Source organism: Xylophilus rhododendri, from assembly GCF_009906855.1.
Lineage (GTDB): Bacteria > Pseudomonadota > Gammaproteobacteria > Burkholderiales > Burkholderiaceae_C > Xylophilus > Xylophilus rhododendri.
This window is the reverse complement of the sequence record NZ_CP047650.1, coordinates 2,333,395-2,354,617: the sequence shown is the minus strand read 5'-3', so window position 1 is coordinate 2,354,617 and position 21,223 is coordinate 2,333,395. Positions and strand designations below refer to the sequence as shown.

22 protein-coding genes and 1 tRNA gene are annotated in these 21,223 nt (G+C 69.6%); 10 read left to right on the top strand and 13 right to left on the bottom strand.

From position 1 onward, the window contains the following. Nucleotides 1-224 precede the first annotated feature (224 nt). Entirely contained in the window at nt 225-491 is a 267-nt protein-coding gene (locus tag GT347_RS10880) for a helix-turn-helix domain-containing protein (protein WP_407704147.1), read from the bottom strand. Nucleotides 492-652: 161 nt separating this feature from the next. On the opposite strand from GT347_RS10880, the gene GT347_RS10875 reads away from it, so the two are divergent. Continuing rightward, a complete protein-coding gene (locus GT347_RS10875) occupies nt 653-1,060 on the top strand; it encodes a hypothetical protein (RefSeq protein WP_160551970.1) in 408 nt (135 codons plus the stop codon). A 21-nt stretch (nt 1,061-1,081) separates the two neighbouring features. Here the strand turns inward: GT347_RS10875 and GT347_RS10870 are convergent. The 7 genes from GT347_RS10870 to GT347_RS10840 all read right to left on the bottom strand — a co-directional run bounded on the left by GT347_RS10870 (nt 1,082) and on the right by GT347_RS10840 (nt 8,973). Further along, nucleotides 1,082-1,158 (bottom strand) — tRNA-Met (locus GT347_RS10870). A gap of 45 nt (nt 1,159-1,203) precedes the next feature. Next, entirely contained in the window at nt 1,204-3,048 is a 1,845-nt protein-coding gene (locus GT347_RS10865; protein WP_160551969.1) for a M61 family metallopeptidase, read from the bottom strand. Between the two features lie 34 nt (nt 3,049-3,082). Further along, nucleotides 3,083-3,808: a DsbC family protein gene (locus tag GT347_RS10860; protein ID WP_160551968.1), complete on the bottom strand. Its 726-nt coding sequence runs from the start codon at nt 3,806-3,808 to the stop codon at nt 3,083-3,085. A gap of 60 nt (nt 3,809-3,868) precedes the next feature. Then, entirely contained in the window at nt 3,869-5,017 is a 1,149-nt protein-coding gene (locus tag GT347_RS10855) for an FAD-dependent monooxygenase (protein ID WP_160551967.1), read from the bottom strand. Nucleotides 5,018-5,078: 61 nt separating this feature from the next. Next, nucleotides 5,079-6,050, bottom strand: a complete 972-nt coding sequence (locus GT347_RS10850; RefSeq protein ID WP_160551966.1) for an NAD-dependent epimerase/dehydratase family protein — start codon at nt 6,048-6,050, stop codon at nt 5,079-5,081. Beyond that, the gene (locus tag GT347_RS10845; RefSeq protein WP_160551965.1) at nt 6,047-7,747 is read right to left on the bottom strand and encodes an FAD-dependent oxidoreductase; all 1,701 of its coding nucleotides are present in this window, start codon (nt 7,745-7,747) and stop codon (nt 6,047-6,049) included. The genes GT347_RS10850 and GT347_RS10845 overlap by 4 nt, the downstream gene beginning before the upstream one ends. Next, nucleotides 7,744-8,973 (bottom strand): glycosyltransferase family 4 protein, encoded by a 1,230-nt coding sequence (locus tag GT347_RS10840; protein WP_160551964.1) that lies wholly within the window; start codon nt 8,971-8,973, stop codon nt 7,744-7,746. Before GT347_RS10840 ends, GT347_RS10845 begins: the two co-directional genes overlap by 4 nt. 288 nt (nt 8,974-9,261) lie before the next feature. Between GT347_RS10840 and ychF the strand changes: the two genes are divergently transcribed. The 5 genes from ychF (at nt 9,262) to GT347_RS10815 (ending at nt 13,699) form a co-directional block, all read left to right on the top strand. Then, on the top strand, nt 9,262-10,353 hold the full coding sequence (gene ychF / locus GT347_RS10835) for a redox-regulated ATPase YchF (RefSeq protein WP_160551963.1): 1,092 nt from the start codon (nt 9,262-9,264) through the stop codon (nt 10,351-10,353). A gap of 62 nt (nt 10,354-10,415) precedes the next feature. Beyond that, nucleotides 10,416-11,189 carry a helix-turn-helix domain-containing protein gene (locus GT347_RS10830; protein ID WP_160551962.1) on the top strand — a complete coding sequence of 258 codons (774 nt, stop codon included), beginning with the start codon at nt 10,416-10,418 and terminating at the stop codon, nt 11,187-11,189. 173 nt (nt 11,190-11,362) lie between these two features. Continuing rightward, nucleotides 11,363-12,304, top strand: coding sequence for a Bug family tripartite tricarboxylate transporter substrate binding protein (locus tag GT347_RS10825; protein ID WP_229722902.1), 942 nt, complete (start codon nt 11,363-11,365; stop codon nt 12,302-12,304). Beyond that, a complete protein-coding gene (locus GT347_RS10820) occupies nt 12,297-13,220 on the top strand; it encodes a PhzF family phenazine biosynthesis protein (RefSeq protein ID WP_229722830.1) in 924 nt (307 codons plus the stop codon). The genes GT347_RS10825 and GT347_RS10820 overlap by 8 nt, the downstream gene beginning before the upstream one ends. Then, nucleotides 13,217-13,699 carry a RidA family protein gene (locus tag GT347_RS10815; RefSeq protein WP_160551960.1) on the top strand — a complete coding sequence of 161 codons (483 nt, stop codon included), beginning with the start codon at nt 13,217-13,219 and terminating at the stop codon, nt 13,697-13,699. The genes GT347_RS10820 and GT347_RS10815 overlap by 4 nt, the downstream gene beginning before the upstream one ends. Here GT347_RS10815 and GT347_RS10810 read toward each other — a convergent pair. Both GT347_RS10810 and gcvH read right to left on the bottom strand, forming a co-directional pair. After that, on the bottom strand, nt 13,696-14,391 hold the full coding sequence (locus GT347_RS10810; protein WP_229722901.1) for a class II aldolase/adducin family protein: 696 nt from the start codon (nt 14,389-14,391) through the stop codon (nt 13,696-13,698). The genes GT347_RS10815 and GT347_RS10810 overlap by 4 nt on opposite strands. A 98-nt stretch (nt 14,392-14,489) precedes the next feature. Further along, complete coding sequence (gene gcvH / locus GT347_RS10805; protein ID WP_160551958.1) at nt 14,490-14,864, bottom strand: glycine cleavage system protein GcvH; 375 nt, start codon at nt 14,862-14,864, stop codon at nt 14,490-14,492. A 277-nt stretch (nt 14,865-15,141) separates the two neighbouring features. On the opposite strand from gcvH, the gene GT347_RS10800 reads away from it, so the two are divergent. Further along, complete coding sequence (locus GT347_RS10800; protein ID WP_160551957.1) at nt 15,142-15,423, top strand: hypothetical protein; 282 nt, start codon at nt 15,142-15,144, stop codon at nt 15,421-15,423. A 73-nt stretch (nt 15,424-15,496) separates the two neighbouring features. Next, nucleotides 15,497-15,838, top strand: a complete 342-nt coding sequence (locus GT347_RS10795) for an I78 family peptidase inhibitor (protein ID WP_160551956.1) — start codon at nt 15,497-15,499, stop codon at nt 15,836-15,838. 20 nt (nt 15,839-15,858) lie between these two features. On the opposite strand, the gene GT347_RS10790 is transcribed toward GT347_RS10795, so the two are convergent. Further along, a complete protein-coding gene (locus tag GT347_RS10790) occupies nt 15,859-16,008 on the bottom strand; it encodes a hypothetical protein (protein ID WP_160551955.1) in 150 nt (49 codons plus the stop codon). A gap of 17 nt (nt 16,009-16,025) precedes the next feature. Further along, nucleotides 16,026-16,337, bottom strand: coding sequence for a hypothetical protein (locus GT347_RS10785; protein WP_160551954.1), 312 nt, complete (start codon nt 16,335-16,337; stop codon nt 16,026-16,028). Between the two features lie 245 nt (nt 16,338-16,582). On the opposite strand from GT347_RS10785, the gene GT347_RS10780 reads away from it, so the two are divergent. Both GT347_RS10780 and GT347_RS10775 read left to right on the top strand, forming a co-directional pair. Then, nucleotides 16,583-18,772: a gamma-glutamyltransferase family protein gene (locus tag GT347_RS10780; RefSeq protein WP_160551953.1), complete on the top strand. Its 2,190-nt coding sequence runs from the start codon at nt 16,583-16,585 to the stop codon at nt 18,770-18,772. Between the two features lie 131 nt (nt 18,773-18,903). Continuing rightward, nucleotides 18,904-20,229: an Nramp family divalent metal transporter gene (locus GT347_RS10775; protein ID WP_160551952.1), complete on the top strand. Its 1,326-nt coding sequence runs from the start codon at nt 18,904-18,906 to the stop codon at nt 20,227-20,229. A 6-nt stretch (nt 20,230-20,235) separates the two neighbouring features. On the opposite strand, the gene GT347_RS10770 is transcribed toward GT347_RS10775, so the two are convergent. Beyond that, nucleotides 20,236-21,141 carry a LysR family transcriptional regulator gene (locus GT347_RS10770; protein WP_160551951.1) on the bottom strand — a complete coding sequence of 302 codons (906 nt, stop codon included), beginning with the start codon at nt 21,139-21,141 and terminating at the stop codon, nt 20,236-20,238. Nucleotides 21,142-21,223 lie beyond the last annotated feature (82 nt).

The window sequence follows — 21,223 nt, the reverse complement described above, 5'->3', positions numbered from 1 at the left end:
CGCTATGGATTCGATTGCCGCCCACCGCGGCGGGGTTCTCCCCCCGGTGCTCCAACGCCATCCTCTCCGCACGCTCACGTCCCCAGACGACAACTTATTCGACTTTTTCATGGCTTCACCTTTTTTTTGGAGTTGAAGCCTCCTCAAGACCCGGGGCGATTCACTGCTAAAGGCAATGGCTTCATGGAGCATAAATGCCAATAGGCGCGTCTGCCAGCCTCGCCTTAATCTACTGCCTCGCCGTAAGCGTCCAGCGCAACAAAAAACACAGACAGTTCCATCCCAAGCGTCTGCGCGATCCGGGCGATGTTGAGCAAAGCCACATTCCGCTCACCTCGTTCGATCCCGCCCATGTAGCTGCGATCAATGCCGCACTGATCGGCGAACGCCTCTTGGGACAAGCCCTTTTCTTTGCGGTAGCGCCTGACGGCCACGCCGAAGGCGACGAGGACTGCGGGCTTCTGCTTCTTTTCATCTGGGGACATGGGCATGGGCGCGATGCTCGCTAGATGACGACAAAGGTGCCACGGCTTATGAGTTCACCGCCTATGTAAACACGGTTGAAAAGTACGCGGCCTATAAGTACCATTAATGCTGGATTGACCAGTGGCCGCTCATCTTGGCGTGAGCATCGCGTGGAACGGAAACGAACATGAATCAGCTAGGTTTTAAGCTCGTCCGGCTTGTCTGGAACGCGGGCGAGTGCAGCTTGTGCGACGGCTTGGATGGTTTGTCCGCCACCCGGCTCGACGAAGCTCATTGCATGGCTCAGGCCTCGATGTGTCGGTCCGACTTGGCGGACGGTGCTTGCCTCTACGGTGACGGCTCCAACTGGATCGAACTGCCACAGTCCATCGCGGGATCGGCCTACGCGACCCTTTCGACCGAAATCCTGGAGCCGGGCCGCATCGCCCGGATTGCACAGATAGTGGCGCACCTGGGATGCGAGTTCGTACCTCTGGACGGTGGGCCCTGGGTGCGGCCCGACCCTCAGGAACTGCTTTTCGAACTGGGGCGGCGAGCACTGATCGACCAAAGAAAAAGCCTCTCAAGTCGATGACCTGAGAGGCTTGTTCAAATTTGGTGGCGCTTCACGGATTCGAACCGCGGACCTGTGGATTATGATTCCATCGCTCTAACCGACTGAGCTAAAGCGCCGAGCCGCAGATTATAGCCCGGCTTTTTCGGGCTCCGCAAGCGGGCCTATTTCTGGCGTTTGCCCGCAGCAGAACCGGAAGCAGCACCAGCAGCAGCCGCGCGCCCCGCCAGCCAGGCCGACACCGCCGCCGCATCCTTCAGCACCAGCCGCGCCGTGGTGTCCACCGCCGGCAGTTCCAGCGCCAGCCTCAGCAGCCGCCGGTCCCGCGCCACCAGGGCGGTCGACTTGCGGCCCTTGCCCAGGTACAGGGCCAGGTCTTCCAGCTTGGCCAGGCGCCAGGCGGCGCCGTCGGGGGTTTCCAGTCCCAGCCACTCGTCGCCGGCCGCAAAACCGGCGCGTTCGGCCGCGCCGCCGCGCAGCACCACCTTGATCTGTACCGAGCCGTTGGTTTCGGTGGCGCGCAGGCCCAGGCGCTGCGCGGGCTGGGATGGGTCGGCCGCGGTTTCCACGCCGTGCGCGGCCAGCAGTTCGGCCAGGGGCAGCTCGCCGGTGCCGTGCACCCAGGCGGCGATCTCGGCGGCGTAGGGGCGGCCGGCCTGCGCGGCCAGCACTTCTGCAAAATCCGCCTCGGTCATCGGGCCGGCGGCGCAGCGCTGCCACAGGCTGCGCATGGTGTCGTCCAGGCTGCCCTTGCCTTCGCGGCGCAGGCTCAGGTCGAAGCACAGGGCCACCAGCGCGCCCTTGGTGTAGTAGCTGATGGTGGCGTTGGCGGTGTTCTCGTCCTGGCGGTAGTACTTCACCCAGGCGTCGAAGCTCGATTGCGCCACCGACTGCACCTTGCGGCCCGGCGCCTGCGCCACCTGATTGACGGTCTTGTTGAGCAGGCGCAGGTAGCCGGCGTCGTCCAGCAGGCCGGCGCGGCGCAGCAGGATGTCGTCGTAGTAGCTGGTGAAACCCTCGAAGAACCACAGCAGCCGGGTGTAGTTCTCCTGCGTGTAGTCGTAGCGCGCCAGTTCGGCGGGGCGCAGGCGTTTCACGTTCCAGGTGTGGAAATACTCGTGGCTGATCAGGCCCAGCAGGGTGGTGTAGCCCTCGGATGTGCGTTTGTCGTCCAGCCGCGGCAGGTCGCGGCGGGTGCAGATCAGGGCGGTGCTGTGGCGGTGCTCCAGGCCGCCGTAGCCGTCGTCCACGGCGTTGAGCATGAACACATAGCGGTCGTGCGGCGGTTTGCTGCCGTCGGCATGCCAGAAGCGGATCTGTTCCTCGCAGATGCGGCGGCTGTCCTCGATCAGGCGGGCGCCGTCGAAGCTGGCCTTGGCGGCGCCGGCCACCACGAAGCGGTGGGGCACGCCGTCGGCGGTGAATTCGCCGCTCCAAAAGTCGCCCAGTTCGACGGGGCTGTCGGCCAGGGTGTCGTAGTCCTCGGCCCGGTACAGGCCGAAGCCGCGTTTGTCGGTCTTCTGCGGGCGCAGGGCGGTGGCGGCTTTCCAGGCGGGCAGGGCGGCGGGGGCGGGCAGTTCCAGTTCGTGCGGGGCGTCTTCCTGGCCGTGCACGCGCAGGCAGAGGCCGGTGCCGTTGAAAAAGCCGCGCTGGCTGTCGAGCCAGCAGGCGCGCACCGAGTTGTCGAAGGCATAGACCTGGTAGCTCAGCACCAGCGGTTTGCCGGGGGTGGCGCGGATGGTCCAGCTGCATTTGTCCTGCTGTTCCACCACGGCCTTGCGGCGGCCCTGCTGGGCGCGCAGGCCCTGCAGGTGGCGGGCGAATTCGCGCACCAGGTAGCTGCCGGGGATCCACACCGGCAGCGAGACGGTCTGCTCGGCCTGCGGCTCGGCGATGGTCAGCGTCACGCTGAACAGGTGCGCCTGCGGGTCGGCGGCTTCTACCAGGTAATGGACAGCGGCGGGCGCCGCGACGGGGGAGTTGCGTGACGGGCGCGGTGCTGCTGGCATGAAGCGGGATCGGTTTTTTTGGGGCTGGCGAGGTTCAGCGGGTGGCGACGTTCAGCTGCTTTTCGATATCGGCGGCGCTGATGGCGCCGGGCACGCGGCTGCCGTCGGCAAAGATCAGCGTGGGGGTGCCGTTGATCTTGTGCTTGCGGCCGAAGGCCACGTTGCGGTCGAGTGCGGCGGTGTCGCAGCTGGCGGGGGGGATGGCCTTGCTCTCCAGCATCCACTCCTGCCAGGCGCGGCCCTTGTCCTTGGCGCACCAGAGGTTCTTGGATTTCGCGATGGAGTCGGGGCCCAGGATGGGGTACAGGTACACATGCACCGTCACGTTGTCGATGGTCTTCAGGTCGTTCTCGAAACGGCGGCAGTAGCCGCAGTTCGGGTCCTCGAAGACGGCGACCTGGCGTTTGCCGTTGCCGCGCACGATGGTGAAGGCGTCCTGCGCGGGCAGGGCGGCGAAGTCGATGGCGGTGAGTTTGTTGATGCGCTCGCTGGTCAGGTTGCGTTTGCCCTTGGTGTCGAGCAGCTCGCCCTGGATCAGGAAGTCGCCCTTGGCGTCGCTGTAGAGCACATCGGTGCCCACGCGCACTTCGTACAGGCCGGGGATGGGGGTGCGGGTGATCTCGTCGACCTGCTGCGGCATCTGCAGGCGCTCGGCCAGGGCCTTGCGGATGGCGGCGGTGTCCTGGGCCTGGGCGGACAGGGCGGCGGCAGCGAGGGCGGCGCCGGTCAGCAGGGGCAGGAGAAGGCGTCTGGGGCTCATGGGGGCTTTCAGGGAGCTTTCAGGAAAGAGGCAGGTTGGAACGGCCGTGCGGCGGAAGGTTCAACGCGTGCCCATGGCCTGGCGCGCCAGCCAGGACTTGACCGGGCCGCTGGCATCGAAGCCGTTCAGCCCCCAGTTGCGCAGGGCCTGCACCGGCTTGCCGGGCAGGGAGAAGAGTTGCTGCAGGCTGTCGGTGGCCAGGCCCATGGGCCAGAGGCCGGCCTTGCGGGCGCGTTCGTAGCGGCGCAGCAGGCGCAGGTCGCCGGGGCTGCGCCAGTAGTCGCGCTGGTGCAGCACCTCGGCCAGTTCGGCGACATCGGCCAGGCCCAGGTTCAGGCCCTGGCCGGCCAGCGGATGCACGTTGTGGGCGGCGTCGCCGGCCAGCACCCAGCTGGCGGTCTTGGGGCCGGCCTCGGGCATGGGGCCGCACCAGCGGTTGGCGCGGGCGAACTGCAGGGGCCAGTCGGCGCGCGGGCTGGTCAGGCTGAGGGTGCCCACGGCGCCGACGGTCGCGGCCAGGGCTTCGGCGGCGAAGGCGGCGTCGTCCAGCGCCAGCAGTTCGCCAGCGCGGGCGGTCTCGGCCGACCAGACCATGGCCACGGTATCGCCCGAGGGGCCGCCCAGCGGCAGCAGGGCCAGGATGCCGTCGGGCAGGAACCACTGGCGGGCCACGCCGCCATGGGGTTTCTGGCAGCGCAGGCGGGCGGCGATGGCGCGCTGGGGATAGGGCGTGGTCTCGAATTCGACGCCGAAGGTGGCGCGGGTGGCGCTGGCGCGGCCTTCGCAGACGGCGGTCAGCGGGGCGGCGAGCGGCGCATCGACCGGCTCGACCAGGGGCTGGAAACGCAGCGCATCGGCCAGCCGCGCCTGCAGGGCGGGCAGGTCGACGATCCAGGCCAGCGCCGGCACGCCCTGCGCCTCGGCGCTGAAGCGGACCACGCCGTCGCCGTCGCCATGGATCTCCATGGCCGCGACGGGGGTGGCGAACTCGGGTTCGGGCCAGGCCCGCAGCGACAGCAGCAGCTCGCGCGAGGCGGCATTCAGCGCGTAGGCGCGCACATCGCTGACATCGCCGCTGGGCGGGGCCGCCGCGGCAGCGGGGGCTTGCGAGACCAGCGCCACACGCAGGCGTTCGCGAGCGAGCAGCAGGGCCAGCGTGCTGCCGACCACGCCGGCGCCACGGATACAGACATCGGGGTTTTGCACCATCGTTGCATTGTAGGAAGGTCTGCGGTCCCGCCCTGGTGGCGGCTCGCGGATATCCGCCCGCTCAGCATTCCCGGTTCGATCGAACCCAGGCCGCGCTGTCTTCCAGGATGGACCGGTAGGGCGTCCATTGCATTCCCAGCGCCGCCCGCGCCGCCGTGGCATCCAGGCGGATCTGCTGTCCCCAGTGGCGCACCAGGGAAGGCGGGATCGCGTCCGGCAGCCGGCCGGGGGCGATGCCGAGCTTGCCGGCCAGCTCGCCGGCGATCTTCAGCGGCGGACCCAGGCACATCGCATCCAGGCGCACCCGGCGTGCCGAGAGCCACCGGACCGGCGTCGCGCCGATGGCCACGCCCAGGTCGACGAAGTATTCATCCCAGCGCGGGCTGTCCGGCGAGGCCAGGTTGAAGACCGCAGGACTGGCGGGCGCGAGCGGCATCCGCAGCGATGTGGCGATGGCGCGGCAGACGTCGTCCACATGGACCAGATTGGTCCAGCCGTCGCCGGCCGCTCCGATGTCGCCCAGGCGTCCCGCGCGCAGCCAGCGGCCGATGCGGCCCACCCACAGCTGGCTGCCGGGGCCGGCGATGCAGCCCGGGCGCAGGATCACCGCCTGGCCTCCCCGGGCCACCAGCTCCGCGACGAAGCCCTCGGCCTGTACCTTGGCGGCGGCATACCAGCCGAGTGTTGGATCGAGCGGGCTGTCCTCGCGCACCACACCTTCCGCATGTCCGTAGACGGCCATGCTGCTCAGATGCACCACCCGGCAAGCGCTGCGCCCTGCCTCCTGCGTCAGCAGGCGGGCGCCTTCGGCGATCGCGCCGGGGCTGCCGGCCACGCAATTGACGACGCCGTCGAAGTCCGGCAGCACGCGGCGCAGGCCGGCGGCATCGAGGGTGTCGAGCTGCAGCGACCGCCTTGCCGCATCCCCGCGCTGGCGGGACGCGCGCCAGGCCTGCAGGCCGTCGAAGCGGTCGAGCACTTCGAACAGCCGGCCGCCGACATGGCCGGATCCGCCCAGGATCAGCACCTTCATGTCGCCACCGCCCGGGCCCTTGCCCCGCGGATGCCTGCATCGGCCCGGGCCGGCGGTGCCAGGTGATCGGCCAACCGCAGCGAAAGCGCGAGCAGCGTCAGCGTGGGGTTGGCCTGGCTCGATGTGGGGAAGACCGCGCTGCCGGCAATGAACAGATTGCCCACCGAATGCACCTTGCAGTTGGCATCCACCACGCTGCTGCGCGGGTCCAGCCCCATGCGTGCGGTGCCGATGTGATGGCCGCCGTAGGCGCCGAACCGGGTCAGGTCCTGTTCGAGCTGGCGGTCGTCGTAGTCGAAGCTGGCGATGCCGCTGCGGGCGAACTCGCGCTGGAATGCCTTCAGGGTGTTGCGCACGCTCTCGATATCGGCGGGGCTGTAGCGCCAGTCGATCCGGATCCGGGGCATGCCGAGCGCATCGACTTCGTCACCCAGCGTGACCCGGCTGTCGGGGTGGGGCATCTGCTCGCCGTGCACTTCCAGGCTGAAGCGGTTGTGCCGGTTGCGCAGGATCACCGAGGGGAACTTGCGTACCGCCAGGCTGCGCCGGGTGAGCCAGTGCCACAGGAAGCCGCTGGTATCGAGCGGGCCGCTCACGATGTTCCACAGGTGGCGGGCACGGCTGGACAGACTCTGCGGCGCGCTGTCCTTGAGGCGTTTGCCGTATTCGTAGCTGATCAGCTGGCGGGCCATGAACAGGCCCGACAGCACCGCGCTGCCGTGCGCCGGATCGGTGATGCGCGGGAAATGCAGGCGCGCCACCATGTTGGCCACGCCCAGACGGGACTGCTCGGCCGCCGTCAGGCTCAGGCGGCGGCGGCAGTAGATGCCCTCGGGCGAGCGTTCGTAGCCGTGGCGCACCCGGTCGGGTTCGCCCTGCACGGCCAGCGTGCCCACGTTGCCCGCGATATGGCACATGTAGTAGCGGCCCACGACGTCGTGCTGGTTGCCGATGCCCGCCGGGACCACGTCGCGCGAGGCCAGCAGCAGCCGCGCGGTTTCCAGCCCGCCCATGGCCAGCACCGTCTGGCGCGGCGTCACGCAAAAGCGCCGGCCCGCCAGGGTGGCGACCTCGACGCCGCGCACCCTGGTGCCGGCCGCATCCAGGCCGATGCCGGTGCAGTTGGCTCCCAGCAGAACCTGGATGTCGTCGGCCAGCTCCAGCCGCTGCCGGTAGCGCGCGGCGAAGTTCGTGGGGCAGGAGAACCGCTCGATGCCATCGGTGCGCAGCACTTCGCTGCCAAAGCCGCGGATCATCGGCGCGGCCTCGGGGCCGAAAGCGCGCTCCGCGTCGTATTCGAAGGTGCCGGCCTCGGCCAGGCGGTTGGCGTCGCGGTAGTAGGGCTCCAGCGTCTCGTAGCCGATCGGCCAGCCGCTGTGCGGCACATGGGGGCGCGCATCGAAATCGAGCGGATCGAAGGGCATGCAGCGCCCGCCCCAGATGGCCGATGCACCGCCGAAGCGGCGCTGGCGGTATTTGTCGGGCGGGCTGTGCAGGTTCTCGTCGGCCACGCTGCCCCGGTAGAGCGCCTGGGTGGCTTCGTCGTAGCCGAGATGACCCGATTCCAGCAGCAGGATGCGCCGGCCTCTGGCGGCCAGCCGCAAGGCCATCGAGATGCCGGCGATGCCGGCGCCCACGATGCAGATATCGGTTTCGAGCTGCGTGCCGTCCGCCACGGAGCTGGCCTCGATGATCATGGCCGCGATCCTTTTCCGGGCGCCGCGGACACGCCGAAATGCCGGCGATGGATCTGGGCGATGCGCGCGAAGAAGCGGCCAATGGAGAACTGCTGTTCGTGGAGCTGCCGGCCCCGCCGTTCCAGGCGCAGCCGGAAGGCTTCATCGCGCAAGACCCGGCAGAGGCCGTCGGCAATGCTGCCGATGTCGCCCGGTGTCACAAAGCAGGCATCCACGCCGTCGGTCAGCACCGAGGCGATCTCGCCGACCGGCGTGCACACCACCGCCACGCCATTGGCCAGGGCCTCCAGGATGACCAGGGGCAGGCCTTCGTCGTGGGAGGGCAGCACCAGCGCGTCGGCCTGCGCGAGCAGGGCGGCGGCCTTGGCCTGGTCGGCCCATCCCTCGAAGCGCAGCAGCGCCTCGACACCGCAGGCGCGCGCCTTGCGCCGGCAGGCTTCGATATCGCCGTGGCCGGCGATGACCAGTTCGACCTGTGCGGGGCCCAGCCCCGCGCGGGCCAGCGCCGGCAGCAGGTCGAACAGGCCCTTGCGTTGCCAGTCGCTGCCCAGGAACAGCAGCTGCTGCCTGCGGCCGGGCCCGGGCTCCCGCCGGGCCGCCGTCGGCCGCGGCACGCCGTTGATGACGATCTCGACCTTGTCCGGCGCCACCTTCAACTCATCCACCACGAAGCCGCGCGCGCTCTCGCCGAGCACCACCACGCAGGCCGGCAGCGAAAACACCCAGCGCAACGGCGCCTGCAGCGCCGTGGGCAGGCGCCGGTAGAAGTGGTGCAGCTGTGCCGCATGCAGGTGCAGCACCGAGGGAATGCCCAGCATCCGGCAGACGATCAGGACCAGGCTCTTGCGCAGCAGGCTCAGGCGCTCGGCCATGTTGACGTGAACCCCGCGAAGGCCCTGGCCGCGCCCGCGCACCAGCCGGACCAGCGCGCCCATGCATACCCAGATCGAGAACACCGCGCCGCGCGAACCGCGGGTATCCAGCGGCCGCAGTTGCGCCGCGCCCGTCGCTTGCCGAGGTGCCTGGGCCTGGATCAGGTAATCGGCGACCTTGAACATGCCGCCGCCCTTGTCGGTCCACGGGCAGGCCAGGTAGATGAATCCGCCGCGGGCGCTTTTGCGGGCCGCGGCGCCATCGGCCGCAAGGGCTCGATGGGGGATGCCGGGCGGGTCGGCGGGTCGTGAGCGGGGCGCGATCGGCGGCGAGGTGCGGATCTTTGAAAACATCGGCTGCTGCCTCGGGCAAGCATTTGTCGGGCGTTGAGCGTAGGTGCATTTCCCGCTGGATGTCGTTCGGCGTCGAGGTAAAAAAGGGTAGGTTCGGCGCCCGGGATCGACCTCAATACAATCGGCCCCAACGATTTCCGGCGGATCGAGGGCCAACACCTCATCGCGCCGATCCCCTTCCGCGCTTTTTATTGCCAGCCAATCCGGCGCATGAACCGCGGACCAGGCGCCGCGGTCTGCATGCCCGGGCCCGGGCGTGTGCGGGGAGTCGATCAACAAGGAATTTCCATGAGCCTCCAATGCGGCATCGTGGGCCTGCCCAACGTCGGCAAGTCCACCCTGTTCAACGCCCTGACCAAGGCCGGCATCGCCGCCGAGAACTATCCCTTCTGCACCATCGAGCCCAATGTGGGCGTGGTGGAAGTGCCCGATCCGCGCCTGGCGCAGCTCTCGGCCATCGTCGAGCCCGAGCGCATCGTGCCGGCCATCGTGGAGTTCGTGGACATCGCTGGCCTGGTGGCCGGTGCCAGTACCGGCGAAGGCCTGGGCAACAAGTTCCTGGCCCACATCCGCGAGACCGACGCCACCGTCAACGTGGTGCGCTGCTTCGACGACGACAACGTGATCCACGTGGCCGGCCGGGTCGATCCGATCTCGGACATCGAGGTCATCCAGACCGAGCTGTGCCTGGCCGACCTGTCCACCGTGGACAAGGCCCTGCACCGCCACACCAAGGTGGCCCGCTCCGGCGACAAGGACGCGCAGAAGCTCGTCGGCCTGCTCGAGCGCTGCCAGGCCGCGCTCAACGAGAACATCCCGGTGCGCGCGCTGGAGTTCACCAAGGAAGAGCTGCCGCTGGTGAAGTCCTTCACCCTGATCACCGCCAAGCCGGCGATGTTCGTCGGCAACGTGGCCGAGGACGGTTTCGAGAACAACCCCTACCTCGACCGCCTGCGCGAGTACGCGGCCAAGCAGAACGCGCCGGTGGTGGCGATCTGCGCCAAGATCGAAGCCGAACTCGCCGACATGGACGACGAGGACAAGAAGATGTTCCTGGCCGAGATCGGCCAGGAGGAGCCGGGCCTGAACCGCCTGGTGCGCGCCGCCTTCAAGCTGCTGGGCCTGCAGACCTACTTCACCGCCGGCGTGAAGGAAGTGCGCGCCTGGACCATCCGCATCGGCGATACCGGTCCGCAGGCCGCCGGCGTGATCCACGGCGACTTCGAGCGCGGCTACATCCGCGCCCAGACGATCGCCTTCGACGACTTCATCGCCTACAAGGGCGAGCAGGGCGCCAAGGACGCGGGCAAGATGCGCAGCGAAGGCAAGGAATACGTCGTCAAGGATGGCGACGTGATGAACTTCCTGTTCAACGTCTAGCCCCCGCAAGGGCGGCATGGCCTGAAATTCGCTTGCCCGGTCCACGCAGCCACAGGATTGCCATGGACCGAACCGTTCCCCTCTCATCCAAGCTCGCGGTGACGGCCGAGCAGGGCTTCGCCCTGCGGCAGAGCCGCCAGCCGCATTACCGCTTCGACTGGCACATGCACGACTGCGCCATGCTGCTGTGGCCGCAGCTGGGTGCGCTCGACAGCCGCTGGGTGGCCGAGCCCGGTGCCGCGCCGCAGGCCCTGCAGCTGGTGCGCCATACCGCCTTGCTGCTGCCGGCTTCGGCCGCCCACAGCACGCGTTCGCGGGCGCTGCGGCAGCGCCATGGCGAGCTGTACCTGCGGCCCGAGCTATTGGGGCGCGCCACCCGCTTCGGTGTGGTGCGGCTCGACGGCGCGGCCTTCGCCATGCTCGAAGCCCTGGCGTCGCCCACCCTGGCGCCGCGTGTGGGCGAGCCGCTGGTGCATGCCCTGGTGGCCCAGTTGACGGCACGAGGCGAACTGCCCGGGCAGGAAGTTTCGACGCGCGCGCAGGACGGCCTGCTGTCGCAGCGCATGCTCGACCGCTACGCCGACGCGCTGGACGAGGAGACCGGCATGCCCACCGTGGAGGCCGTGGCCGAGGTGCTGGGCGTGTCGGCGCGCCAGCTGCAGCGCGCCTGCGCCATCGAGCTGGGGACCAGCCCGGTGGCGATCCGCCGCCGGCTGCTCGCCGCCCGGGCGCGCGAGCTGCTGGCGCGCGGTGTGCCGCCTTCGTTGGTCAGCCAGCAGCTCTGTTTCACCCACAGCGGGCACCTGACCCGGCTGCTGCGCGAAGTGCCGGCCTGAGGCGGGCCGCCGGCAGCGTCGCAAATCGGTTGGCGCGCCGTCGCGTTCCGGTTCGCGGCTGCGGGGGGCGGCTCCTAGCATGGGCCATCTTCATGCCTGCCGAGGTTCCCGTGACCCTTTCCATCCCCCTGCCGCATCCCCGGCGACGCGCCGCCGTCCGGGCGACAGCCGCCCTGGGCCTGCTGGCCGCGTTCGCGCCGGCCATCGTTTCGGCCGCTGAGGTCTGGCCCAGCCGGCCCATCACCATCGTCGTGCCCTTTCCGGCCGGCGGCGGCACCGACATGGCCATCCGCGGGATCCAGCCTCAGCTGCAGAAGGAGCTGGGCCAGCCCATCGTGATCGACAACCGGGGCGGTGCCGGCGGCACCATCGGCTCGGCCTTCGTGGCCAAGGCGGCGCCGGACGGCTACACGGCGGTGCTGGCCACCACCAGCACCCATGCGGTCAGCGTGAGTGTCTATCCGCGCCTGCCCTACGACCCGCTGCGCGATTTCGTCTATGCGGGTTTCATCGGCACCTCGCCTTATGTGCTGGCGACCAACCCGGCGGTGGCGGGCACGGATGTGAAATCGCTGATCGCCACGCTGCGGCAGAACCCGCAGCAGTACAGCTTCGCCTCGGTCGGCGCGGGCACGGTGTCGCACCTGCTGGGCGAGCAGTTCAAGTCCTACGCAGGCCTGCCGCTGGTGCATGTGCCTTACCGCGGCGCGGCGCCGGCCTACACCGACCTGATGGGCGGCCAGGTGCAGCTGATGTTCGACAACCCGGCCGGCCTGGTGCCCTATATCCGCAGCGGCAAGCTGACGGCGGTGGCCACCACCGCGCCCAACGCGCTGCTGGCCGGGGTGCCGACCTTCCAGCAGCAGGGCATCCCCAACTTCACGCAATCGCTCTGGTACGGCGTGGCCTTTCCCAAGGGCACGCCGGCGCCGGTGGTGGAGCGCTTCAACCTGGCCCTCAACAAGGTGCTGGGCGACCGCGCCGTGGCGGCGGATTTCGCGGCCAAGGGCATCAATGCCCGGCCCGGCACGCCGGCCGAGCTGAAGGCGGCCGTCGCGGCCGATATTCCGTACTGGGGCCGCATCGCCAAGGCCGTGGGAGCCACGATTGACTGAGCCGCTCGTCATCACCAATCCGGCCGTGGCGCCCGCGGCCGGCGAACTGCGCACGGTCGATGTCTTCCTGGGCGGCCCCGGCGGCGGCAATCCGGTGCCCCTGGTGGCCGATGCCGCGGCGCTCAGTTCGCAGGACATGCAGGCCATCGCCCATGCCACCGGCCACGAATCGGCCTTCGTGCTGGCGCCCGCCAGCGCCGATGCGGACTGGCGCCTGCGTTTCTTCGTGCCGCAGCACGAGATGGAGATGTGCGGCCATGCCACCGTGGGCACGTTGTGGGCGCTGCGCCAGTGGGGCCGCTGGCGAACCCGCACCGCCCGGGTCGAGACGCTGAGCGGCCTGGTCGATATCGAGTGGGATGCGGCCGCGGAGCGGGTGTGGATCTCGCAGCCCGCCGTGCGCACCGAGCCGCTGCCGGACGAGGCGCGCCGCCGCATCGCCCGGGTGCTGGGCCTGCCGGACGGGTCGCTGCCCGAGATGACCAATGCCTGCACCAGCCGCGTCAAGACCCTGGTGCGGATGCCCGACGTGGCCGCGCTGGATGCGCTGCAACCCGACTTCGCGGCCATGGAGGCGTTGTGCGCGTCCATCGATTCGACCGGCCTCTATCCCTACGCCCTGGCCGACAGCAGCGCCACCGGCGAGCCGGTGGTGGCGGCACGCCAGTTCCCCAAGTCCTCCGGCTACCCCGAGGACGCCGCCACCGGCATCGCCGCCGCCGCCTTGTGGGGCCACCTGGCCGGCACCGGTGCGATCGCCGTGGGCTCGGCGCAGGCGCCGGTGGTGTGCACCGTGCGCCAGGGCGATGCCATGGGCCGGCCCTCGGCCATCGAGGTGCGGGCCCGGTTCGCGGCGGACGGTGCTTCGGCCGGCTGCTGGCTCAGCGGCCGGGTCGCCTGGGGCGGCAGGGCGTGAGCCCTTCGACGCCGGAACAGCGGCTGGCGGCGGCCGGCCATCGCCTGCCCGCGCCGCCCCGGCCGCGCGGGGACTACGCGCCTTTCCACCTCCAGCCCCTGCCGGGTGGTGGACGGCAGCTCACCATCAGCGGCCAGACCTGCCGCATCGACGGCATGGCCATCGTGGGCCGCTGCATGCCGGGCGATAGCCTGGAGCCCGCGCGGGCGGCGGCGCGGGTCGCCATGCTCAATGTGCTGGCGGCCGTGCAGAGCGCTTGCGGCGGCGCCCTGCCAGCGGAGCTATCGGTGAACCGCTTGCGCGGCTTCGTGCGTTGCTCCGACGATTTCACGGCCCACACGGCGGTGCTCGATGCCGCTTCGCAAGTGCTGAGCACCGCCTGGCCCGACGCCCCCCGCCCCGCCCGCACGGCGGTCGGCGTGCCCGGCCTGCCCGACGGCGCCTTCATCGAGCTGGAGCTCGACGCGCTGCTTCCCTAGATCAGCCGCAGCGCCGCGTTCCACACCCGCTGGCAATAGGCCGGCGCGGTCGGCCGCTCGTACTGGCGGGCCGTGCGTTCGCAGACCTCGGGCGAGGGGTAGACCAGCTCCTCGCCGCCCATCGTCGCCTTCACCTGCGCCTGGCAGGCGCGTTCCAGGTAGTACAGGTTGACGAAGGCCTCGGCCACCGTCGCGCCCGCGGCCAGCAGGCCGTGGTTGCGCAGCACCATGGCCTTGTGCGGGCCCAGGTCGGCCACCAGCCGGTCGCGTTCCTCCAGGTCCAGCGCGATGCCCTCGTAAGCGTGGTAGCCCAGCCGGTTGTAGAAGCGCAGCGCATGCTGGGTGATGGGCAGCAGCCCGCTCTTGCGGCAGGAGATCGCCATGCCGTCGGCCGTGTGGGTGTGGATCACGCAGGCCAGGTCGTGGCGCGCCATGTGGATGGCCGAGTGGATGGTGAAGCCGGCGGCGTTGACGCGGTTGGTGGTCTCCGGATCGCCCGGGTCCACCGGCCGGCCGTCGGTGTCGATCTTGACCAGGTCCTGCGGCCGCATCTCGTGGAAGAGCACGCCGTAGCGGTTGATCAGGAAATGGTTCTCGGGGCCGGGCACCCGCGCGCTGATGTGGGTGTCGATCAGGTCCGTCATGCGGAAGTGCGCCACCAGCCGGTAGAGGGCCGCGAGGTCGCGGCGCATCTCGGCTTCGCCCGGCACGGGGGAGGGCAGGGCGCTGCCGTCGCCGGGTTGGTTCAGGGGGATGTCGGTGAGGTCCATGGAGGCTCCAGTGAGGCGCTTCAGGCGTCCTTGGAGAACGCCTCGTAGGCGGCGGCGTCCAGCAGGCCGTCGAGTTCGGCCGGGTCGGACAGCTTCACGGTGAAGAACCAGGCCGCGCCCAGCGGGTCGGTGTTGGCCAGGGCGGGGTCGTCGCGCAGGGCTTCGTTGATCGCCACGATCTCGCCCGCGGCGGGCATGAACACATCGGCCGCGGTCTTCACCGACTCCACCACCGCGGCCACCTCGCCCTGGGCGAAACGCTTGCCGACGGCGGGCAGGTCCACGAAGACGATGTCGCCCAGCGTGTCCTGCGCGAAGGGCGTGATGCCGACCCGCGCGGCGCTGGTGTCGCTGCTGTCGATCCACTGGTGTTCGCGGGAGAACTTGACGGTCATGGCAAAGGCTTTCTGGCGGGCTGGTCGGGCGACGATTGTCGTCGGATGCCGGCACGCCATTTCGGCGCGGCCAAAAAAATGGCCCGCCGAAGCGGGCCCAAGAGGAGACGAGCTCTCCGTCGCATCATTCCTAGTTGTGTGCTGTGAAGTCATTCCAACGCGGCGACGGGGATGCGGGTGCAGGACGAAGGCGCCACCTCTGTCGGTGGTCGGACTACAGCCCTGTCCTCGTATCGCCACGTAAGATCGCGGCTTTCACGGTCTTACGGGCATCGCCATGCGTCTTGCATCCCTTTCTGCCGGTCTGCTCCTGGTCCTGTGCGCGGGCGCGGCGCGGGCCGATGTCTGTTTCACCGTGCTGGACAAGGGCGGCAAGGTGCTGCACCAGTCGCGCAAGGCGCCGGTGGACATGTCGCGGCCGATCAGCGCCACGCTCTATGACAGCTTCCCCGGCGCCTCGGTGATGGTCTTCGGCCGCAGCGACGAGCAGTGCGAGGAACTGCGCGGCAAGACGGTCGTGGCAGCGCCCGCACCAGCACGGCGCCGGACGCGCATGTAACGCCTCGTCACGGCCCGGCCACGCGGCCGGCCTACCGTGGACCGCAACGACAACACTCCAAAGGGAGGCCGACATGCGGTTCCGATTTGCCTTGCTTCTGACGACTTCGGCCCTGGCGGCCACCCTGGCCGGATGCGCCGGCGGCCCGCTCGGCGGCGGTGCCACCGGCACGGCCGAAGGCGGCGTTCCGTCTGGCGCCATGATCATGAGCGGCACCTGCAACGTGCAGGCCGGCCAGTACGCCATCGGCCAGCGGGCCACGCCGGCCCTGCAATCCGAACTCATCACCAAGACCCTGGCCAAGACCCTGCGGGTGATCCGCCCGGGCGAGGCGGTGACGCAGGAATTCAGCTCGCAGCGGCTGAACCTGCAGACCGACGCTTCGGGCCGCATCACCTCGATCAGCTGCGGCTGAGGGCGCTGCCCCTGGCGCCCTTACTTGGGCGCGGCCGGCGCTGCCGGCACGCCGGTGGCGACGTCTTCCGGCTGCTCCGGCGGGATGTCGCCCTGCGGCATCTCGGGCTCGACCGGCAGGTCGGCCAGGTGTTCGGCCGGGGTTTCGTGCGTGTGCTTGGGCTGGTGCATGGGATCTCCTGGTGCGCCTAGCGGCAGGTGAAGATGCTGAGCTGCGGCCCGGTGGCGGGCGGGCGTGTCGCATCCTGGTTGGCCTGGGACTGGAAGATCGCCTGTTCGTAGCCGCGCTGCTTGCAGGCCCGCAGCGCGCTTTCGTAGACGGCCGTGCGGCTGCGCAGGCTGGTGTGTTCGATGGTGATATTTTCCGAACTGCCGGCCGCGGGCGCGGCGGCGCTGCCGGCGGGCGCCGGGGCCAGCACGGTGTTGCAGCCGGCGAGCAGCAGCGCGCCAGCCGTGCAGGCGAGGGCGGTGGTCGTGCGGCACAGAGCGATGGAAGTCATAGAACGATGGTGATGCCGGCCGGTGCGGCGGGAGGTGTCGAAACGCTTCGCGCCTTCGGCGCTGGGCATCCGGTTGTACCCGCTTTCCAGGCGGCTTTTGCGCAAGGCCTGGCCCCGCGTCTGCGTAGCCGTCCGGTAAAGCCCTGCGGTTTCCCATGCTTATGGAACGCCATTTGCTTCCCTCGCCCGTCCTCGCGGGTGTGCAGCCCGCCGGCAAGCAGAAAATCGATACCAACAGGATTTCCATGAAAAGCTATTTCCGCGCGACCGCAGCAGCCGTCGCGGCCTCGCTCGTGGCCGTCGGCTGCGGCGGCGGCAACACCCAGGTGGCCGCCACCGCCGACCCCGTGACCCCGGTCGTGCCCGTCGACGTCACCCCCGTGCGCACCGTGAAGTTCGACCCCTCGCTCTGCGTGGCCCAGACCGGTGCGCCCTACGGCCAGACGGTGGGCATCACCGGCACCAACATGATGGTCACCTCGGCCGACATCAGCGCCTCGGCCGCCGGCTGCAAGATCCTGGCCGGCGGCGGCAGCGCCATCGACGCGGCCATCGCCGTGCAGGGCATGCTCAACGTGACCGAGCCCTTCGCCTCGGGCCTGGCCGGCGGCAGCGTCATCACCTACTACGACGCGGCCAGCAAGTCGGTGCACGCCTATGACGGCATGTCGGCCGCGCCGGCCGCCACCGGCGGCGTGGACACCGTCTACAAGGCGGTCGCGCAGGACGTCTCCACCACCGCGCCCTACAACCTCTGCAAGACCGGCCTGACGGCCGGCGCCTCCATCTCCTCGCAGCAGGGCAACACCAACATCTCCGGCCGCGCCGTGGGCGTGCCGGGCACCGTCGCGGTGCTGGACCTGGTGCACAAGAGCTACGGCAAGCTGGCCTGGAACAAGCTCTGGGACGACAGCATCGCCGCCGCCACCAATGGCTTCCCGATGACCCAGTACATGTACTCCACGCTCTACTCCGACGCGGGCGAGTTCGACGACGACGGCAACCCCGTGGCCGCCGGCAGCGGCGTGGCGGCCTGGGTCAATTCCGCCGGCACCGCCAAGGGCGCGGCCCGCTGCAAGTACCCGGACATCAATGCCCGCTACTGCCTGGCCTCCGACACGACGAAACAGAAGCCGCTGCCGGTCGGCACCGTCATCACCAACACCGACCTGGCCGCCACCCTGGCCACGGTGCGCGACGGCGGCGCAGCCGCCTTCTACGACCCGGCCGGCAGCATCGCCACCGCCATCGTCGCCAAGATCACCACCGGCCAGCTGCCCTGCGCCTCCATCCTGCCGACGGCGGGCACGGCCAGCGCGCCCTCGGTGGCCAGCACCATCGCCAAGATCCCCAGCCTGATGACCACCGCCGACTTCGCCAGCTACAAGGCGGTGGAGCGCAAGCCCCTGGTCGGCACCCGTTTCGGCATGACCATCTACACCCAGCCGGCACCGTCCTTCGGCGGCGTGGTCACGCTCTACAACCTGGGCCTGATGGAGCGCAAGGCGATCGGCTCCAACGCCTTCAACGGCGTGGACTACCTGCACCTGGTCACCGAAGGCAGCCGCCTGGCCAATGCCGACCGCCGCAACATCGTGGGCGACCCGGCCTACTCCAACAGCAACGACCGCATCTCGGTGCTGCTGAGTTCGTCCTACCTGGACAGCCGCGCCGCCCTCATCGGCAGCACCGCCATCGGCACCGTGGCCGCGGGCGGCACCGCCGACGGCATCCCCGCCTTCAGCGCCACCGACCCGACGCTCTACAACCCGCTGGCCCTGGCCGACGAGAGCGCGCCGGTGTTCTTCGCCCAGCAGGCGCGCCCGCTGCAGATCGCCCGCGCCGACACGAAACACGGCGAGGACTGGAACACCACCAGCAACGTCGCCATCGTGGACGGGTACGGCAATGCGCTGTCGATGACGACGACGATCAACACCCACTGGGGCGCCCACATCGAGGCGGCGGGGCTGATGATCAACGACGTCATGTCCAACTTCTCGGCCAGCACGCCGGGCATGGACGTCAACGGCTACGCCGCCTACAAGCGTCCGCGCAGTTCCATCTCGCCGGCCATCGCCTTCGATGCCGACGGCAAGCTGCGCCTGGTGTGGGGCTCGGCCGGCGGCGGCCCGATCCCCGACTACATCGTCAAGACCTTCCTGGGCAATGTGGTCTACGGCATGGACATCCAGGCGGCGATCAACGCGGGCAACTTCAGCGGCCAGAACGGCATCGCCGAGCTGGAGGCGGGTTCTTCCATCGCCGGATCGGTCGCCAGCCTCATCAGCACCTACGGCGCCGGCAGCAGCGCGGCGGCCACCGGCCTGACCAGCGGCCTGAGCGGCATCGCCGTGACCTACGACACCAATGGCTTCCCGGTCTACCACGGTGCGGCGGACTACCGTCGCAACGGCGCCGGGTACGGCTACTGAGCCGGCTGATCCAGCGACATGAACCTGAAGCGGCCCACGGGCCGCTTTTTCATGTGCGGCGCGTGGCGCCTATCGCCGCCATAGGGCGAAGCGGGTTCGCCGCAGCCATCGCCTTCCTTATGATCCAGCCGATGTTCCGCCCGCTCCCGCGCACCGCCACCGCCCCGTTCTGCCCGTCCGAAGTCAAGGGCAGCGTCAAGGTCCTGCCGGGCCTGCCCTTTCACAAGAAGCTGCTGCGTTATGCCGGCCCCGGCCTGCTGGTCTCGGTCGGCTACATGGACCCGGGCAACTGGGCGACCGACATCGAGGCCGGCTCGCGTTTCGGCTACGGCCTGCTCTTCGTGGTGCTGCTGGCCAGCCTGGCGGCCATGCTGCTGCAGACCCTGTGCGTCAGGCTGGGACTAGTCGCCCAGATGGACCTGGCGCAGATCTGCCGGGCGCGCTACGGCAAGGGCGCCAACCGCTTCCTGTGGCTGGGCGCGGAGCTGGCCATCGTGGCCTGCGACCTGGCCGAGGTGCTGGGCAGCGCGCTGGCGCTGCATCTGCTGCTGGGTGTGTCGATTCCCGTGGGCATCGGCATCACCGCCTTCGACACCCTGCTGGTGCTGGGCCTGCAGGGCGCCGGCGTGCGGCGGGTGGAGGCCATCGTGCTCGGGCTGGTGGGCACCATCGGTGCCTGCTTCATCGTGGAGCTGGCCTTCGCGCAGCCGATCTGGTCATCCGTGGCGATCGGCTTCGTGCCCAGCCTGGAACGCCTGCACCAGCCCGGCGCGCTCTATCTGGCGATCGGCGTGGTCGGCGCCACGGTGATGCCGCACAACCTCTACCTGCATTCCTCCATCGTGCAGACCCGCCTGGCCGAGGACAGCGATGCCGGCCGGCGCGAAGCGATCCGCTTCTGCACCGCGGACGCCATCGTGTCCCTCTCGCTGGCCCTGCTGATCAACGCCGCCATCATGGTGCTGGCCGCCAGCGCCTTCCATGCCCACGGCCATCGCGAGGTGAGCGACATCGGCGATGCCTACCACCTGATCGAACCCCTGGTCGGCAGCGGCCTGGCCGCCATGCTCTTCGGCATCGCGCTGCTGGCCTCGGGGCAGAGTTCCACCTTCACCGGCACCATCGCCGGGCAGATCGTCATGGAGGGTTTCCTCGACATGAAGATCCCCTGCTGGCAGCGCCGCCTCATCACCCGCGGGCTGGCGCTGATCCCGGCCTTCGTCGGCGTCTGGCTGCTGGGCGAAGACAGCGTGGGCCGCATGCTGGTGCTCAGCCAGGTGGTGCTGAGTTTCCAGCTGCCCTTCGCCATGTGGCCGCTGATCCGCTTCACCGGCGACCGGGCCGTGATGGGCCGCTTCGCCAGCGGCCGGGCGATGCAGGTTTCGGCCTGGCTGCTGTTCGGCGTGATCGCCGCGGCCAATGTCTGGCTGATCGGCTCCATCGTGCTGGGCGACTGAGGCCGGCTACTTCAGCGTGCCTTCCGCTTCGAGCGTGTCGAACACGAACTCGGTGAAGGCGCGGATGCGCGCCACCTGGCGCAGGTCGGGATGGGTGAGGATCCAGATCGACCAGTCCATCGCCGGATCGGGCGGGCTCAGCCTGACGAGTTCGGGCCGCAGGTCGGCCACCGGGCACAGCAGCAGGCCGGCGCCGGCGCCGCAGGCCACCGCCTCCACCATGCCGTCCACGCCATCCACCTGGATCGCCACCCGCGCGGGATCGACGTTGCGCTCCATCCATTGGGCCTGGTTGAGGTGGGCCAGCGAATCGTCCAGCGCCACCCAGCGGTAGTCGGCCAGGCCCGCGCCTTGGGGCAGCGAGGCCAGGTAGTCCCGCGAGGCATACAGCGCCGACTGCACCCGGCCGACGCGGCGCGCCACCAGGTTCTCCGGCGGGCTGTTGGACACCCGCACCGCCACGTCCGCCTCGCGCCTGGTGAGGTTGAGCCGCTGGGTGCCCATCACCAGCTGCAGCTGCACGGCGGGGTAGCGCAGCGAGAAGCGGGCGAAGATGGGCATCAGCACCGTCTTCACCAGCAGCTCCGGCGCGGCCACGCGGATGGTGCCGCGGATCTCCACGTCGCGGCTGCTCAGGTGGCGGTGGGCCTCCTCGATCTGTTCCGGGATGCCCGAGAGGCGTTCGGCGAACTCGTGGCCGGCGGCGGTCAGGGCGTAGCCGCCGGGCAGGCGGTCGAACAGCCGGGTCGAGAGCGTGTGCTCCAGGTTGCCGATGCGGCGCAGCACCGTCGAATGGTTCACCCCCAGGCGCCGGGTGGAGGCGGCGATGGAGCCGGCCTGCACCACGGCCAGGAAGGCGTGGACTTCGTCCCATGACAAGGGGCGGCGGCTGTCGGGTGGGGGCGTGCTCATGGCGGCGATATGCGTTTTCGCATATCAAATGTGCAGAAACAGAGAATTTACCTGCGAATACGCAAATCCTACAGTCACTTCA